This window comes from Methylobacterium sp. CM6247 (genome assembly GCF_054817925.1).
In genome coordinates this window covers 3,664,348-3,681,181 of sequence record NZ_JBTXKX010000003.1, presented here as the reverse complement: position 1 = coordinate 3,681,181, position 16,834 = coordinate 3,664,348, and the positions used below count along the sequence as shown (strand labels likewise).

Here is a 16,834-nt window from a genome sequence, read left to right as displayed (position 1 = left end):
TTTAAAGAGCATGGTTGCGACCGCGAGACTGCTCCTGTCGAATAAAGATAAGGGGGGGCATTTCCATCCCCTTATCTAAGTAAGTCAAATAGCGAATTCGGATCCTATGCCTCCGCCTTAATTTTAGCTAGGCATCGGCATGAGATCATCGAAATCGCCTCGTGAACTCAATAATCTCTCCACTTTCCATATCGCGAGAACGAAGATGTCTGGAATGCTTCGGCACGGCCAGTTGCACCAACTCCGCCGAATTGAAGAAGCCGTTCTCAACGCCCGTAAGCTGCTCAAGCTCACGATCCGGCAACGCCATAAGGGATCGTAGCCCGTCTCTCGTATAGAAGCCCTCGCTCAGAAGAGCTTCAACTCCGCGCTTCAACATGCGCGGCTTCTCCATTGGCATCTCCGCTCGGCTGTCGAACGGTTCGCGCAGAACGCCGCGCCAGCCCCGGCGGGTCAAATTCCTGAAGAGAATGCCCCGCTCTTCCTTGCCGATAAGCCCTAAGTTCGAGGCCCTGAAGATCATCGCACCTATCGAGATGCCCCAGCGCTTCTTGAGCGAACACAAATAGTCCAAGGAAACAATTCGCGCCTCTTGGAAGAAAGCTTCGCGGGGAAATATGAATGCCCCGGCAAACCGATGCGCCTGATCCTCGACAATCTTATGCAGCGCAGGATCCCTGTTCTGCTGTGGGGAGACGTGAGCGTGAAGTATGATGTGGCCAAGCTCGTGGGCGCAATCATATCTCGCTCGGCTACAGCTAACATTATAGGTGTTGATCGCGACGAACGGTCTATGCAGATAATCAGAGTGATAGCAGAGGCCGTCTTGTTTCTCGGAAGGGATATCAAGGTTCACGACCGGGATGCCTACATTCTCAAGCGCGAGCGTGACATCCGGGATAGGGCGTACTCCCAGTTTCCAATGAGTACGAAGGGCCTCCGCCGCACTCTCGATCACTTCGGGCGTGATCAGACGGAAGTCACTTGGTATGTCGAGGCGCGGAAGATGAAAATGCGGAAACGTCAGTTCCGCCTCAAGAAGCGCAAACAACTCGGCCAACCAACGCATCCGCTGTTTGGTCATATCACGCGCCGTCTTAGTCTCGGCAGCTTGAGACCGCCAAAAAATCAAGTCTAGTGGCTCCGACCAGGTGGGGCGAAGGAAAAACTCATAAGGAAAATTAAGCTGATTAGCGAGAGCACACAGCTTTTCATGTTGAGGCTTGTCGCGGCCTTCCTCGTAGTTTGTGATCGATGTTCCAGTTACACCGATCATATCGCCGAGAGCATTCTTATAGAGGCCTCGCGCAAGCCGGGCCTCTTTCAAGCGACTACCCTGGAATGCCTGAACTCCGACACTCATCTTCCTGTTTCTCTTTCCGTGTTCTTCTTCTTGGGCTTAACAACCACGTTGTCAGTCTGATCGTCCGGAACACTTTTATCCTCGGTGTCAGAGAGCCAGCCTGCTCCCCTACGGCCGAACATTGCGATCTCCATGAGGTCGAACCTCCGGGTCCAATGCGTATAGCCTGCATCAGGAATGCCGAGAGCTACCCCTCCGAGCTGCTTATGTTCCTTTGTGAATTGCGTGCCAGCCGGCTTATGAAGAAGCACAGCTAAGATGCACCCCGACCACTCTCGATGCCGAAACCGGCCATCCCCAAAATCAAACTCTAGCTGACGGCAAGTGCTGCTTGTGCTCGCTAGCTCGACTTTATAGTCAGCCGACTTGAGTGGATCGCCGAAGGCGTCGATTGCTTCTTGTAGCATTATGATCCGGCCCATTCGAACGAGCAACTTAGTCTGCCCGTTGTAGTGTAGCCGCATGCGCTCGTACGGCACCTTATGCCGATCACACGCAAATATGAGCGCTTCGGTGGCACAGAGGCCACGCCTTTTATTGTATTCTTCGGTTCTTTGATCCTCGTTTAACTGCCGATCTTTCGACAGCTCTCCGAAGAGACGATTATACTCCCAAGGGAGCTGTTTAAGGACCGTCTCAATGAACTCCGGATCGAGATCATTTTGAACGATGTAATCGGTTGGATGAACTGCCGATACCACGCTGACCCCTTGGGTGGAGCTGCCATCCAAGCGTCATGTCGGATTTTGCCGAAAAAGTCAAGCGAGAGGTCGCTGGCGCCAGATCGGCTTTCTGAAGGTATAAGCGAATTGTGCAGGTGGTGTTGAGCTCGCCCGAGAAGGAAAACGCCCGCCTAAGGGTGTTAGGCGGGCAATGGGGTTGGTCGCATGTACGTGGCGTTTCTATCCTCACCTTATGCTCACCCGGTCCGAGCAATGGCATGAGGCCTTTTCCGCGTCTTCATTGCCCGAAGCGCTGTGATGACCTTGCCAGCCGATGCGGTGGTGAGGAAGCGCAACGACGAAGCGCGATGGTACTTTTCGAGCCAAGCGTTCAAGGCCGCTTCAACAACGGCGTCAGCCTCTGGCGTCGGCCCGAACCATTCCCGCCACTGGGATCGGATCAGCTCCACCTGTTCCGGCGATGCGAAACCGGGGCGGCGGCCAAAACCCGGCTCCGCGCGGGCAAGTGGCTCGCGGTGAAATCCCTCCGCGCCGAGGAAGGCCATGCACAGGTCGAAGCCGCGTCCGTCGAGGTCGGTTGCCGACACGACCCCGCCGAGGCCCTGGAGCATGCCGTAGTAACGTCGATCCTCCATCGCGTTCTGTTTCCGGGCAACCTGGATCAGCTTGAGTTGCGCCGTAGTGACGGAGCGGCGCTTGGCGGTGAAGGTCGCCACCTTCAGGCCACGATGCTCCCATCGCGTCAGCAGGTCGATCAAGCCGTAACCCGTCATATCGCGGAGATCGGATGCCCCGGCATGACCGCGCAGGTCCGCGTTGTAGGTATGCTCGGACAAGTCGAGCAGTCGCGCCGCTTCCCAGATCAGCTTTCGCGTTTCCGGCGAGAGGATCGGTCTCTCACGGCAGCGGAAGCCCTTGACGGTGAAATGGTCCATCAGCCTGTCGAAGCTTCGCGCCGTCAGGGCCTCGACGCTATCCACGCCGCCACAGCGGCGGAGCACCTCGGCGAAGTCGGCTGCGTCGGAGGCTTTCGCCTCACGCGCGCGGTCGAGAAGCTTACGCTGCGCCGGGCGGATCATTGGAAGTGCCTTGCACGTGCCGCATCGCCCTGCTCTTCCAAGCTGTTCAACCGGTCGGCCATCGTCGTCATTGAGCCGTCCACCAAACGTAGGGCCTGGGCAAGATTTTCTTCGACGTTCTGACTGTTAAGTGCCATGTCCAAAAGGTTGCCGAGAGCGCGTAGATCGTCCGCTATACCGCTGGCATCCTCCAAAAGGCCGCGCATGACGCGTACGCATGCTTCCTGTTCCTTGAAGGTTCGCTCGTAGGAGGAGTGCAGGCGGGCCTGCGCCTTCGCACAGTTCGTCAGCATCGCCTTCCAACGGATCAGAAGGCTTTCAGGAACCTTGGGCCCGATGGATGCTCCGTCTGGATCGAACCGGAGCGGATGACGCTCGCCGGCCTCATTGATCGCCATGATCGGGATATGCTTCGGATTGACGTGATCGTTCATCGGAGACAGCCTTTCTGGCGGAAGGAAAACCGGCCGGCTCTAGGCTTGGCGCGGGGTACGCAACGAAGGGGGAGGGGGATCAGCGCCGCTTCGGTAGGCGCTTGAAGCTGCTTTGGCGCTCAACCTGCGGGCCCGCCTTGGCCCTCGCCAGGTCGCGCGAGAAGTGCGGGAAGAGCGACAGCGCTTCCCTCAAATGATCGACGTTGACCGTCCGGCTGCCCGCCGCCTCGGCGACGGCACAGGCGATGGGCAGCACCTTGCCGATGCCGTCCGCATGGTGGGTCTCGGCGAGGGTGCGACACAGCCGGAGCGCTTCCGGGTCCTCGACGGCATACTGGCCGGCGAGTAGGTCCGCGTCTGCATCGAGGATGCAGTCGATCTCTTCGCGGATCGGCAGGCGCCGAGCGATCTGGCGGATGGCGGCCTTCTGCGAGTTGACGAACTTCAGCACCTCGTCGTTGCCGAGGAACAGCATCTGGACGTGGGCCTGCTCGCTGATCGCCAACAGGTCTCGCGCCACGCGGTCAGCAAGGTTCTGCGCCTCGTCGAATAGCAGGACAGGAAATTCGCTGGCTCGGCTGCAAAGGAGCTTCATCGTCGCAGTAACGCTGTAGACAGTGCGCACTCCGACGTGAGGAGCGATCTCCTCCAGCACCGCCATGGTCGAGTTGCCCATCACGCCAGTGACGGTCACAAGGCCAACGGGAGGCCCTTCCATCGTGCCCGAGCGGCGTACCGCCTCCTCTAGCGCACGCGTCTTGCCGACGCCGGGAGCCCCGGTGACGAGCCCGTTGTGTCCGAACCGTACGCAGCGGTCGATCGTGTCGAGCACGACACGGGCCGCCGAGGTCATCACGAAGGGGGTGTCCCGGTTTACATGCGCCTGACGGCGAGCCTCGAACGCTTCTTTCTGAGCGGCTTCGGCTGCGCGCTTTGCAGCCATCTCCGCACGCTTCTGTGCGATCCGCTCCTGACACCGGCGCTCTTCGCGCTCTTCCTCCTCGCACTCCAATCTGTGCGCCAGGATCAGGCGTTGGGTGTAAAGGGGGAGGTGGGCGTACTTGGGGTCGAGCGTGGGGGTGAGGTCGTTCATCACAAGCCTCTGGCGCGTTCGATGCGGTCTAAGGTAGCCTTGAGCTTGGCCTGCTTCTCCTCGCGGTCGCGGTCGCGCCGCTCGGTCGGGCTCTCCACGATGCGCCGGCCGATCTCGGCGTGGTCCCTGCCCAGCTCGATCGTGCCCTTGCTCGCCGGTACCGGCGGCGCGGACTGACGGCGGCCAGAGGTGATCATCTCCGCCTTCACATCGATCCGGTTGAGGTCGGCCGCCTCGGACCGGATCGCGTCACGGGCCACGCCCTTGCGGCGGACGGCCTCCAAGGCCCCGGCCGGATCGAGGCGGGAATAGACCCGGTCGGGGAGGGCGATACCGATGAGTTCGCCCTTGATCGTGAACACCGGCACGGCCGGCCAGCACAGGTATTTCGGCAGGCGGACGGTCACCTTGTCGCCGGTGTGGCAGGCCAGCTCGTCGCAGTAGAACAGCTCGCCGCCGACTTTGATCTTGCCGTCCACGACCTTGCGCGTGCCCTCGATCGAGAACGCCGTCATCAGCGCAAGCGGGTCTACGTCGGTTCGCTGCCAGCCCTCGGCGACAGCCTGTGCGTAGACTTGCTCCGGAGAGCGGCCTCCGAGATCGCCGGTCTGACGCTTCGTATTGTAGAAGGCCATCAGCCCGATGAAGTCGTGGGCGAAATCGTCGAAGGTGCCGTCAAACGGGGAGGGCGCTTTGCCGAGGTTGGCGCGCCGCGAGTTCATGCGGTCGCCACCGATGTAGCCGGGAACGGAAGAAAGGATCGTCTGCTCGATGACGCGGAACGACCCTTCGATGATACCCTTGGCTGCCGCATTGTAGGCGCCGGCCCGCGTGATCGGTCCGCTCTTACCCGTGTGGCAGTCGAGACCGGCAAGCTTCAGAGCGTCGGGCAGGAAGTCGGCGAAGCCATATTCCGAGCCGTTATCGAGGTAGAGCCGCGACGGCATGCCCCAATGTGGGTCCTGCGTCATGGAGATGAAGCTATCGATCAGGTCGGTATTACGGATCGCGGTGCCGGGCTCGCACAACACGAGGTCAATCCGGACGCGCCGGGTGCCGGCATCGAGCCAGGCGATGCCCTTGGGCGTCGCAAGGGTGCCGTCCGTGCGGGCGACGTAGACATCGAAATGGTGCACATCACCGAAGAGGAGTTCCATCGGCGCGAGCCCCGCCGAAGTGAGGCGGACGCGCGGGCGCTGATCGTCCCACGTCTTGATGTCCGTGCGGTACTCATGCACGCGCCGGGCACTGCGGCCGGCCTCGACAACATGCTTCGGCAGCTCGCAGGCCGGCAAGATCGTCGCGAAGTCGCCGCCGATCCCAGCCCGGAGCGTCAGCTGGGCAAGGTGCTCGCTCGCGAGGCGCTGGACGCTGCTGTAGACAGCGCCGCTGCCCCATAGGTCGCGGACATGTTGGCGCGCCTTGCGAGCGATCTCGCCCCTCACGGTCTCGTCCAAGCCGGCCGTGGCGGCGTCCCACCGCTTTGTCAGGATCAGCCGGCTCTCCGGCTTCGTCTCGCGGCGCTTGCGCATCAGGCCCTTCAGGCCGTGCGTTTCCGCCTTGCTGATCTTGCGCTCAATGTCGCGCAGGCTTGGTGCGAACCATTTGCTTTGCGGACCACACACTTCGACGCCAGCCCGCGCAGATATCGCCGCGCGGCGCTCACGCGAGCCCTTCGGGAGGTTCAGAATGGGTCGAAGAAAATGAGCCCACCACGTGGCGGCTTCAACAGCCTTTGAAGTGGAGTTGAACGTATCACCAAGCGGCGGCGTAACCGCCCCAACCCGCAGTTGGATTTCGAGTGGAAGGCTATCCACACGAACCTCGTACCGCGCACCACACTTGCCGCCCCGACCATGCACCTGCCGGATCACAAGCTGGGCTCCGCGCCACGAGGCCCACTCGCCTTTCGAGACGCAGCGAAGCGCTTTTTTCATCGCCCTCGGCGTTATGCCAGCAAGCGATGCTAGCGCCGTGGTGGACAAGAAGTCTGTCACGCAGCCAGCTCTTCGATACCGAGTGCGTCTCGAAGAAGCTGCTTCACGATCTGTCTGGATCTGTCGCTACGGCGCTGGCCTTTCAACGCCTTATCAACCGTTTGCCGAGCTATGCCGTTGGCCGTACACCAGGCATTGAGCGTGGTGCCTTTAGCGATAAAGGCAGCACGCACCGCCCTATCCAGCTCTTCGGAAGCTGGGATGGTAAGTGTGATTGTGTGTCTAATGTGGTGCATGTGGTCACACATACACCAAATGTGGTGCTTTGCAATGCCCGACTGGTCGCAGGTTGAGATCGTAGCGACGCTACGAGAGGCGATGAAGAAAAGGTCGGTTAAGCTGACAGACCTTTCTCGCCTCACCGGTGTTCCATATCGCTCTCTACAGAACTACTTCTCTCGTAGAACTGAAATGCCAGCACTAGTTTACTTAAAGCTATGCGCGCAACTTGGACTTGACCCATTCTACGTTAAGGAGGGGAGTTTCAAGGTCGAATATTTGCCGTTAAGAAGGGCGCTGCTCGATACTGTAGGTCATCAACTGCCTACACATGATTTTCTCGAAGATCGCTCAATGACCCTAGTCCCTTACTCAGGGCCAGAGCGCAGTTCGCAGGAACTATGGAAGGACGCTGGAACCGTCGCTCACTTTGTCGCACGAGCCTACGACCATGAGCGTGAAAGGCAGCTTCAAGAGCCGTTGAACGAAGAGAACGAGGACGAGGGTTCCCCAAACGGTACCCCAATCGATGAGCCTAAACGGTAGGGGTCCTCAAAAATTCCATACGCATCAACAGGTTACACGTAACTGGCGATAGTACGCGGAACGGGGAGGGGTGCCCAATCGATGCCCCGTAACACCTTGATTTTAAATGGGTTTCTTAATCTTCCGCCAGTTAGCGGTGACAAGCTCGTCGCCAATTTCGCTCGCTCGCCCCAAATCAGGCCCTTTCAAAACCCATATCTGCCATTCGCATAAGATATATTATGGAACATGAAGCCCTGGAGAACGGGGTGAGGGGGGCTTACAGGACCAACTTGACACGAAGCTGGGATTCACCATTCCATGAAGTGTCGCCGAGAGATGGCGGCTTTACGCCTTGCTCACCAGCTTCCTTAAGCGATCCGCCAGTTTCAGAGGCAATCGTCACAATCCTATCTCAAACCGCGTGTCTAACCCGTGGCGGAGTGGGACCGGTCTTCGCGACCGCCCGCCCCGATCGTTCTCGAAGCGGATCCGATGCTGACCCTTCTCAAACCCTGCGCCGCCCCGTTCCTCGGCCTGGCCCTCGTGGCTTTGGGCCTCGGCGCTCCGGCATGGGCGGAGCCCGTGGTATCGAAGCCGGCCATTCCCGCCCGGGCGCTGGCCAAGCTCTCCCACGTGGCCGCCCTGGTGAAGGCGGGATCCGACATCCGCATCGTCGCCTTCGGCTCCTCGTCCACGGAAGGGTCGGGGGCCTCCTCCCCCGCCACCGCCTACCCCGCCCAATTGCAGGAAGACCTGCAGGGACGTCTCGACGTCGCTGGCGCCAAGCATCCCATCGTCACGGTCCTCAACCGCGGCAAGGGTGGTGACGACGCCGAGGCCATGGCCCGCCGCCTCGACCGGGACGTTCTGGCCGAGCGGCCCGACCTCGTGATCTGGCAGACCGGCAGCAACGACCCGATGACCGGCGTCACGGTGGAGCGTTTCACCGAATTGACTCGTCAGGGCATCACGGCGATGCGCGCCGCCGGCTCCGACGTCATCCTCATGGACCAGCAATGGTGCCGCCGCCTGACGACGACCAACGGTGCCGAGCGCTACGGCGACGCGTTGCACAGCCTCGCGGCCGAGCTCGACGTGCCGGTGATCCGCCGTCACGCCCTGATGCGGACCTGGGCCGCCAGCGGCCTCCTGAGCCCGGCGCAGATGATCGGCCCCGACGGGCTGCACATGACCGATGCGGGCTACGACCGCCTCGCCAAGGCGGCCACGGCGCAGATCCTGGTCAATGCCGGCCTGATCCCGGCCGACCCCATGCGTAACTGACGCGCGCCCTCCCCGGCACTCTGCCTGCGCGTCTAGAGGTCCACGCTCACCGACAATCCGTCATAGGCCGGAACCACGCCCGGCGGCAGCTTGGCCGCGAGCGTGGCGTAGTCGAGATCGGTGTGGAGGTTGGTGAGAATCGCGCGGCGCGGGCGCACCTCCTCGATCAGCGCGAGCGCATCCGAGACCGAGTAATGGGTCGGGTGAGGGGTGTCGCGCAGGGCATCGATGATGAGGAGATCGAGGCCGCGGAGTTGCGCCTTGGCCGCTTCCGGCATCAGGCTGACATCTGGCGCGTAAGCCGCCGGGCCGAAGCGAAAGCCATGGGCGCTCTCGGTGCCATGCTCCATGCCGAAGGCCACGGCCTCGATCGCACCGCCCTCACCCGGAATCGTCACCGGCTCGCCCGCCACGAGATCGTTCATGTCGAGGATCGGCGGATAGGCGCTGCCGGGCGGCGTCTCGAAGCAATAACCGAAGCGCGTCGTCAGCAGGGCGCGGGTCTCGGCATCGGCATAGACCGGGATGCGCCGGTGCATGTGGATCACCAGCGGCCGGACGTCGTCGATCCCGTGGGTATGGTCCGCATGGGCATGGGTGAACAGCACCGCGTCGAGGCTCTGGACCCGCGCCGCCAGAAGCTGCTCCCGCAAATCCGGCGAGGTATCGACCAGAAGGGTCGTGGACCCCGCCTGCCCTCGCCGCTCCACCAGGATCGAGCAGCGCCGCCGCCGGTTCCTCGAATCGGACGGATCGCAAGCGCCCCAGCCGTAACCCACACGGGGAACGCCGCCGGACGAGCCGCAGCCGAGGATCGTCAACGTCAGAGAACCCATCCGCACCTCCCGGTCCGTTGGTAGCGGAGCGCGCGGACCTCTGTCATGCTGCCCGGCCGCCGGATGGGGTCGCCTTGTCGAACAGACGGTGGAAATTGGCCGTCGTCAGGCTCGCGAAGGCCTCGAACTCCATGTCGAGGGTCTTGGCCAGGGAGCGGGCGGTGTCGGCGGTATAGGCCGGCTCGTTGCTGCGCCCACGGTGCGGCTCGGGCGCCAGGAACGGCGCGTCCGTCTCCACCAGGATGCGGTCGCGGGGCACGGCGAGAGCGATGTCGCGGAGCTCGTGCGAGCGCCGAAAGGTGACGATGCCCGAGAAGGAGACGAACAAGCCGAGTTCGACCCCGACCTCGGCCAGGCGTCGGCCCGAGGAGAAGCAGTGCAGCACCGCCTTGAAGGCCCCGCGCTTCATCTCGTCGACGAGCACCGATTCCATGTGCTCGTCGGCATCGCGGGCATGGATGACGAGGGGGAGGCCGGTCTCGCGGGAGGCCGCGATATGCCGGCGGAACACCCGCTCCTGCACCGCTTCGGGGGCGGCGTCCTCGTAATGGTAGTCGAGCCCCGCCTCGCCGATCCCGACGCAGCGCGGATGATGGGTGAGGGCGACGATCTCTTCCGTGGGCACGTCGGGCTCGTCCCCTGCCCCATTCGGATGGGTGCCCACACTGTGCCAGATCTGCGGATGAGCCTCGGACAGGGCCTCGTAGGCCCGCGCCTTGGCGATTCGCGTCGAGATGGTGAGCATCCCCGTTACGCCCGCCGCCTCGGCGCGGGCGATCACGCCGGGAAGATCCTCGGCGAAGTTCGGGAAGTCGAGATGGCAGTGGCTGTCGACCAGCATGGACAAAACTCGGGATTCTCGGTGACGCTGCGGACCCCGCCTCAGACGGCGGGAGCCTCTGGCTCGACGAAGCGCGGGAACAGCCCGCTCGGCGCCGGGAGCGCCGTGCCCGGCACCAGTCGTCCCTCCTCCCCGATATCGGCGAGCTGCCGCCTGTCGGCGGGCACGGCCAGGAGGTCGAGGAGCTTGGCGCCCGAATCCGGCATGAAGGGCTGCACCAGGATGCCGATGGCCCGCAAGGTCTCGGCCACCACGTAGAGCGAGGCGGCCATGCGGGAAGGGTCGGTCTTGCGCAGGACCCAGGGCTTCTGCGCGTCGAAATAGCGGTCCGAGGCCGTCACCACGGCCCAGATGTCGGCGAGCGCCGTGTGGAGGGCGAGCTTGTCCATCGCCACCCGCACGGAGCCCGGCAGGGCGTCCGCCAGCGCCAGGAGGGCCCGGTCGTCCTCCGTGAAGTCGCCGTGCTCGGGGACGAGGCCGCCGCAATTCTTCGCAATCATCGAGAGAGAGCGCTGAGCGAGGTTGCCGAGACCGTTCGAGAGGTCCGCCGTGTAGCGGGTAATGATGGCCTCGTGGCTGTAATTGCCATCGCCGCCGAAGGGGACTTCGCGCAGGACGAACTGGCGCAACGCATCGACCCCGTAGGTCGCGATGAGGTCCATCGGATCGACCACGTTGCCGAGCGACTTCGACATCTTCTCGCCCTTGGAGAGCAGGAAGCCGTGGCCGAAGACGCGCTTCGGCAGCGGCAGGCCCGCCGACATCAGGAAGGCCGGCCAGTAGACCGCGTGGAAGCGCACGATGTCCTTGCCGATGACGTGCAGGTCCATCGGCCAGAACTTTTTGCGGGCGTCGGCCTCGTCGGGGAAGCCCGTCACCGTGAGATAGTTGGTGAGGGCATCGACCCACACGTACATCACATGATCCGGGTGCCCCGGCACCGGCACGCCCCAGTCGAAGGTGGTGCGGCTGACGGAGAGGTCCTTGAGGCCGGAGCGGACGAAGCTCGCCACCTCGTTGCGCCGTGTCTCGGGGCCGATGAAATCGGGCTGGGCCTCGTACAGAGCCAGCAGCCGATCCTGGTAGGCGGAGAGACGGAAGAGGAAGTTCTCCTCCTCCATCCAGGTCACGGCGGTGCCGGTCTCCCGGGCGCGGCGTGTCCCGTCAGGGGCGGTCTCGGTCTCGTCCTCGTTGTAATAGGCCTCGTCGCGCACCGAGTACCAGCCGGCATATTTCGACAGGTAGATGTCGCCATTGGCCTCCATGCGCCGCCAGAGTTCCTGGGCGGCGGCATAATGGTCCGGCTCCGTGGTGCGGATGAAGCGGTCGTGGCTGCAGTTCAGCGCCTCGGCCATGGCCTTGAAGCGCGCGGCCATGTCGTCGACCAGGGCCTTCGGACTGATCCCGGCCTTGGACGCTGTCTGCTGGATCTTGAGCCCGTGCTCGTCGGTGCCGGTGGAGAACAGCACGTCGTAGCCGTCGAGGCGCTTGAACCGCGCGATCGCGTCCGTGGCGATCACCTCGTAGGCGTGGCCGATATGCGGCGCGCCGTTGGGATAGGAGATCGCCGTGCTGATGCCGAAGGTTTTCGCACGGGAAAGGGCATTGGCATCGGAAAGGGTGGGGCCTGGATCGTTGGCCATCGCGTAGCGGTATCCCCGGATACAGGGTTCATGGGTTCACGGGACGGCTCCGGGAGCACGGGCCGAACCGGCTCACGTCCCTTCAGCGTACGGCGCCCGCGAGGTCGCCGAACAGCGAGAGGATCAGCGGCCGGCGGTCGAGATTGTAGGTCGCGGCCTCCCGGGCGGCGCGGGCGATCTTGTCACACACCTCCACCAGGGCCGCAAGGCGAGCCGGCGGCTCGTGGCGGCGACGGTCGAGTTCGGCGGAGACGAAGCGGAACACCGCCTCGAGGCTCGCGGCGAAATGCTCGTCCGCGTCCCGCCCCGAAAGCTTGTCGGCCAGCGCCAGGATGCGGCGCCAGTCGGGATGGTCGAGGCGCGAGAGCAGGGTCTCCATCTCGCCGACGAGGCCGGATGTCGCCGGATCGAGCATGGCGAAGCCCTGCGCCACCGAGCCCTCGGAGAGGGCGGCGGCACGGGCCAAGACCTCCGGATCGGGCCGGACGAAAGGGGGAGGGAAGCTTCCCAGGACCTCGGCCACCTCCCCCTCCCCCAGGGGGCGCAGGTTGAGGGCACGGCAGCGTGAGCGGATCGTCGGCAGCAGCCGGCCCGGCGCGTGGCTGACGATCAGGAACAGGCAGCGGGGCGGCGGCTCCTCCACCATCTTGAGTAGGGCATTGGCGCTGTTGGCGTTGAGATCCTCGGCGCTGTCGACGATGCAGATGCGGTAGCCGTCATTGCCCGCCGTCGAGCCGAACAGGTCGAGGGCATGGCGCGCGGCATCGACCGAGATCTTTGTCGCGAGCGTCTTGGCATTGTGCGGCCGCGTCCGGCGCAGGGCCACGAGGTTGGGATGCGACAGGGCTGCCACCTGCCGCGCCGCCGGATGCGAGGGATCGACCGCGAGGGTATCCGGGACGTGGCCGGGGCGCGGGTTGGCGATGAGCCAGCGCGCCACCCGATAGGCCAGGGTCGCCTTGCCGATGCCGCGCGGGCCGCCGATGAGCCAGGCATGGTGCAGGCGTCCCGAGCCGATCCCTTCGATGAAGGCGGCTTCCGCCTCCGCATGGCCGACGAGGCCGGCCTGCTCGCGTGGCCGTGGAATATCGGCGAGGTCGCCGGGTTCGACATCCTCCGGAGCACGGTCAGGCCGCATCGTCGGTGGCCTCCGGGCCGGAGAGAAGGCTGGGCAGGCGGGCCGCGAGGGCGGCTGCGATCGCCTCTTCCGCCGCATCCGGGGGGAGGCCGGCATCGATGACGACGCAGCGCTCCGGCTCCATTGCGGCGATGGCGAGGAACGCCTGCCGCAGGCGGGTGTGGAAGGCGAGGGCCTCCGCCTCGAACCGGTCGGCCGCCTCCCCCTCCCCGGCGCGGGCCTTCGCCCTGGCGAGGCCGATGACGGGGTCGAGGTCGAGGATCAGGGTGAGGTCGGGCTTCGTGTCCCCGACGACGACCCGCTCCAGGGCCGAGAGAAGGGTTGGTTCGAGGCCTCCCGCCGCTCCCTGATAGGCACGGGTCGAATCCGAGAAGCGGTCGCACAGCACAGTCTCGCCGCGGGCGAGGGCCGGGCGGATCAGCGTGTCGAGATGGTCGATCCGGGCAGCTGAGAAGAGCAGCGCCTCGGCGAAGGGGCCGTGCCGCTTCACCGTTCCGGCCAGCAACGCCTCACGGATCGCCTCGGCCTTGGCGGAGCCGCCGGGCTCGCGTGTCGTCACCACCGGCATGGAGGACGCACCGCGCAGGCGCGCCGCGAGACGGGCGATCTGGGTCGATTTCCCGGCCCCCTCCCCGCCCTCGAAGGTAATGAAGACCCCTCCCCGCCCGCGGTTTCGGCCGGTCACGACTTGGCGCCGGCCTTATCGGTCGCACCGGCCTTGTCACCCGCGCCGACCTTGTCGAAGGCGCGCCGGAACAGCCCGGTCCCGAACTCCCAGGCTCCGTCGAGGGCGCGCTGCGGGATCGTGCCGGCTGGCACGTCTTCTCCGGCATAGACCGGCAGGTCGAGGGCCTGGGTGTCGCCGCGGGTGATGCGCAGGCGGCCCACCTCCTTGCCCTGTTCCACCGGCGCGGTCAGGGGACCCTGATAGACGACGCGGGCGCTGATGCGGTCGCCGTTGCCACGGGGCAGGAGCACCCGGACCGGCTTCTTGGCCACCAGCGGGACGCTACCCTGCGCCCCGCCGAAGACGGAGGCATCGGCCACGGTCTCACCGCTGGCGAAGATCTGGCGCGGCTCGAAGGCGCGGAATCCCCATTCCACCAGCTTGCGCGACTCGGCGGCGCGGTCGCGCGCCGTCTTGAGGCCGCTGACCACCATGATGAGGCGCTGGCCGTTCTGGACCGCCGAGCCCGTAAGGCCGTAGCCCGATTCCTCGAGATATCCGGTCTTGAGCCCGTCGGCCCCGATATCGAGGGTCAGCAGCGGATTGCGGTTCTGCTGCTTGATCTTGTTCCAGGTGAACTCGCGCTCGGCGAAGATCTTGTAGAGATCGGGATAGGTGTCGATGAGGTGGATCGCCAGCTTGGCGAGATCGCGTGCGGTGACCTTCTGGTCGGGCGCGGAATAGCCGGTGGCGTTGCGGAAGGTGGAGCGCGTCAGGCCGATTTCCTTGGCCCGCGCGGTCATCATCCGACCGAAATTCTCCTCCGAGCCGGCGATGCCCTCGCCGATGGCGATGGCCGCGTCGTTGCCCGATTGCACGATCAGGCCGCGCAGCAGATCGGACAGCTTGATGCGGCTGTTGAGCTGGGCGAACATCGAGGAGCCGCCTCCCCCGGCACCGCCCCGGCGCCAGGCGTCCTCGGTGATCTGGAATTCGCTGTCCATGCTGAGCCGGCCCTGCCGGATCTCGTTGAACACGATCTCCGTGGTCATCAGCTTGGCCATGCTGGCCGGCGAGAACAGCTCGTCGGCCGCTTTTTCGAACAACACGGAGCCCGAATCCGCATCGATCAGGATGGCGTGGGGAGCGGCTGTCTGGAAACTCTGGGCAAGGGCCGGGAGGGCGGCGAACCAGCCGATCGCCGACAGGCTCAAGCCGGCCAGACCGGCCCGAAAGCCGGCGGCCAGATTCGTCCGGTTCGTCGTCGCACGCATCGTTCGCCTCATGCCCGTCGGCCCCGAGGCTTGGCTGATAAGCCCGGTCCGTTCTCGCCCTTGCGAGATGGTATAGCGGATCGCCCGCGAAATCGAACGCAACTTTGCCGATGATGTCGCGACACGGTGGACGAGACGATGCCGCCGGTCCCGGTCGTTCGACGGTCAGTTGACCTCGGCGATGCGCGAGCGGCGTGGCTGGGCCGGCTTCGCTGCGGCGGTGGCGACCGCCGGGGCGGACGACTTGCCGCGTCCGGCCTGTGCGCCGACGGGCTGCGAACCGGCCGGAGGCACGGACAGCTTGGCGACGCTGGCCTTGGCCGTTCCCAGCGGGCTCGAGGGCGGCGCAGCCGGACGCAGGTTCGCCACCGCGGCATGGCTTGTCGCGGAGCGTGCCGGGGTCGCGGTGCTCGCCGTCTTCACCACCGGGCCGCGCGAGGGAGCAGGGGCGGACGCCATCCTCTGCGGTGCCGCCGGGACCGGCACGTGGGTGAGTTTCGTCTTCGGAGCGGAGGATTCCAGCTTGGCCTGGAGCGTCTTCGCGTCCTTGGTCGTCGTGGCGCCCTGCTTCGATGCCTGGGCAGGGGCTTGGGCAAGGTTCTGGGCTGGGCCGGCGCTCGAAGCGAGGCGCATCGCTGCCACGGCGTGGGGCGGCGATCCCTTCGCCTTCGGCGCGGCATGAGCCATCTGCAGGGCCGGTGCCGGGCGATCCGGCATGGTCGGCCGGAACGCATGCGACCGGGACGCGGTGGGCTGCAGGGCCGCCGGTACGGCGACGCTGGAGCCGCCTGCCACCAGGACCGGCGCGGACCTGGCAGGACGCGGCGCGGGGGCGGCATCGTCCTCGTCAGGGGCCGGCTTGAAGGCCATGGCGGGACGCTGCGCACGCGACAGACGCTCCGTTTCGGCATCGGGGCCGAGATCGGCCATCATCACCGGTGAAGCGCCGCCGACGCGGGCGGGCGCTCCATCGGTGCGCAAGGTCGCCATCAGCTTGCGGTCGTCGCTGCCGGCGGTGGAGGCCTTGCCCACATACTCCACCCGGACCTTGGCGGTGCCGCTACGGTGGAATTCCAGGGCCTGGGCCACCTCCTCCGACACGTCCATGAGCCGGTTGGCATGATAAGGGCCGCGATCGTTGACGCGCACGATCATCGAATGGCGGTTGGCGAGGTTGGTGACCCGGACGTAGCTCGGCAGGGGCAGCGTCGGGTGGGCGGCTGCGATGGAGTGACGGTCGAATACCTCGCCATTGGCGGTCATCCGGCCGTGGAACGCGCTGCCGTACCAGGAGGCCAGTCCCTCGCGGACATAGCCCTTGGCATCGTCGCGGGGCACGTAGGTGCGGCCCGCCACCACGTAGGGCTTTCCCGAGAAGCGGCGGCCGCCGCCCTTGGGGATCGTGTCGCCCTCGTTATAGAGGCGAGGACTGGCCTTCACACCGTATTTCGGATCGTAGGACGATCCGGAGGACCCGGCCGGGCCAGCGAGCTTCTGGGTGTTCTGCGCGCAATTGGCGGTGGTCAATGCCACCACGGACACGGCGAGGAGGCGCAGCAGCGGTACGCCCGCCGTTGGAGCCGATCCGGCCTTCGTCGAACGCGCCATACCGAACCGCCCAGCACTCTACGCTCTCGAAACGCCATACAGGGCTCGGGGAACGGAAGAGCGATCCGGTCCGGCCGTCGAAGGCCGCCCGGAAAGAGCGGGCTTCGATTGCACAGACAATTGTCGGGTTGACGTAAAGGAAAGCTG

The 16,834-nt window shown here is 64.8% G+C and carries 15 protein-coding genes; 1 reads left to right on the top strand and 14 read right to left on the bottom strand.

Features of this window, described 5'->3' with window-relative positions:
• Positions 1-145: 145 nt before the first annotated feature.
• The 7 genes from ACYQOP_RS18235 to ACYQOP_RS18205 form a co-directional block, all read right to left on the bottom strand.
• Positions 146-1,363: a helix-turn-helix domain-containing protein gene (locus tag ACYQOP_RS18235; protein ID WP_461223358.1), complete on the bottom strand. Its 1,218-nt coding sequence runs from the start codon at positions 1,361-1,363 to the stop codon at positions 146-148.
• Positions 1,360-2,094: a hypothetical protein gene (locus ACYQOP_RS18230; protein WP_461223357.1), complete on the bottom strand. Its 735-nt coding sequence runs from the start codon at positions 2,092-2,094 to the stop codon at positions 1,360-1,362. The genes ACYQOP_RS18235 and ACYQOP_RS18230 overlap by 4 nt, the downstream gene beginning before the upstream one ends.
• 188 nt (positions 2,095-2,282) lie before the next feature.
• Positions 2,283-3,125 carry a regulatory protein GemA gene (locus tag ACYQOP_RS18225; RefSeq protein ID WP_461223356.1) on the bottom strand — a complete coding sequence of 281 codons (843 nt, stop codon included), beginning with the start codon at positions 3,123-3,125 and terminating at the stop codon, positions 2,283-2,285.
• The gene (locus ACYQOP_RS18220; RefSeq protein ID WP_461223355.1) at positions 3,122-3,559 is read right to left on the bottom strand and encodes a hypothetical protein; all 438 of its coding nucleotides are present in this window, start codon (positions 3,557-3,559) and stop codon (positions 3,122-3,124) included. The genes ACYQOP_RS18225 and ACYQOP_RS18220 overlap by 4 nt, the downstream gene beginning before the upstream one ends.
• 79 nt (positions 3,560-3,638) lie before the next feature.
• A complete protein-coding gene (locus ACYQOP_RS18215; protein ID WP_461223354.1) occupies positions 3,639-4,652 on the bottom strand; it encodes an AAA family ATPase in 1,014 nt (337 codons plus the stop codon).
• The gene (locus ACYQOP_RS18210) at positions 4,652-6,277 is read right to left on the bottom strand and encodes a Mu transposase C-terminal domain-containing protein (protein WP_461223353.1); all 1,626 of its coding nucleotides are present in this window, start codon (positions 6,275-6,277) and stop codon (positions 4,652-4,654) included. The genes ACYQOP_RS18215 and ACYQOP_RS18210 overlap by 1 nt, the downstream gene beginning before the upstream one ends.
• A 368-nt stretch (positions 6,278-6,645) precedes the next feature.
• On the bottom strand, positions 6,646-6,822 hold the full coding sequence (locus ACYQOP_RS18205; RefSeq protein ID WP_162242030.1) for a helix-turn-helix domain-containing protein: 177 nt from the start codon (positions 6,820-6,822) through the stop codon (positions 6,646-6,648).
• A 1,066-nt stretch (positions 6,823-7,888) separates the two neighbouring features.
• Here ACYQOP_RS18205 and ACYQOP_RS18200 point away from each other — a divergent pair.
• On the top strand, positions 7,889-8,680 hold the full coding sequence (locus ACYQOP_RS18200) for an SGNH/GDSL hydrolase family protein (RefSeq protein ID WP_056424280.1): 792 nt from the start codon (positions 7,889-7,891) through the stop codon (positions 8,678-8,680).
• A 32-nt stretch (positions 8,681-8,712) separates the two neighbouring features.
• Here the strand turns inward: ACYQOP_RS18200 and ACYQOP_RS18195 are convergent, their stop codons facing one another.
• The 7 genes from ACYQOP_RS18195 to ACYQOP_RS18165 form a co-directional block, all read right to left on the bottom strand.
• Positions 8,713-9,516, bottom strand: a complete 804-nt coding sequence (locus tag ACYQOP_RS18195) for an MBL fold metallo-hydrolase (RefSeq protein ID WP_461223352.1) — start codon at positions 9,514-9,516, stop codon at positions 8,713-8,715.
• Positions 9,517-9,559: 43 nt separating this feature from the next.
• Positions 9,560-10,357, bottom strand: coding sequence for a TatD family hydrolase (locus tag ACYQOP_RS18190; RefSeq protein ID WP_461223351.1), 798 nt, complete (start codon positions 10,355-10,357; stop codon positions 9,560-9,562).
• Between the two features lie 41 nt (positions 10,358-10,398).
• The gene (metG, locus tag ACYQOP_RS18185) at positions 10,399-12,000 is read right to left on the bottom strand and encodes a methionine--tRNA ligase (protein ID WP_461223350.1); all 1,602 of its coding nucleotides are present in this window, start codon (positions 11,998-12,000) and stop codon (positions 10,399-10,401) included.
• 82 nt (positions 12,001-12,082) lie between these two features.
• Positions 12,083-13,138, bottom strand: a complete 1,056-nt coding sequence (locus tag ACYQOP_RS18180; protein WP_461223349.1) for a DNA polymerase III subunit delta' — start codon at positions 13,136-13,138, stop codon at positions 12,083-12,085.
• On the bottom strand, positions 13,128-13,823 hold the full coding sequence (tmk, locus tag ACYQOP_RS18175) for a dTMP kinase (protein ID WP_461223348.1): 696 nt from the start codon (positions 13,821-13,823) through the stop codon (positions 13,128-13,130). Before tmk ends, ACYQOP_RS18180 begins: the two co-directional genes overlap by 11 nt.
• Positions 13,820-15,079, bottom strand: a complete 1,260-nt coding sequence (locus ACYQOP_RS18170) for a D-alanyl-D-alanine carboxypeptidase family protein (protein ID WP_461223347.1) — start codon at positions 15,077-15,079, stop codon at positions 13,820-13,822. The genes tmk and ACYQOP_RS18170 overlap by 4 nt, the downstream gene beginning before the upstream one ends.
• Positions 15,080-15,244: 165 nt before the next feature.
• Positions 15,245-16,687, bottom strand: coding sequence for a septal ring lytic transglycosylase RlpA family protein (locus ACYQOP_RS18165; protein ID WP_461223346.1), 1,443 nt, complete (start codon positions 16,685-16,687; stop codon positions 15,245-15,247).
• Between the last annotated feature and the right edge of the window lie 147 nt (positions 16,688-16,834).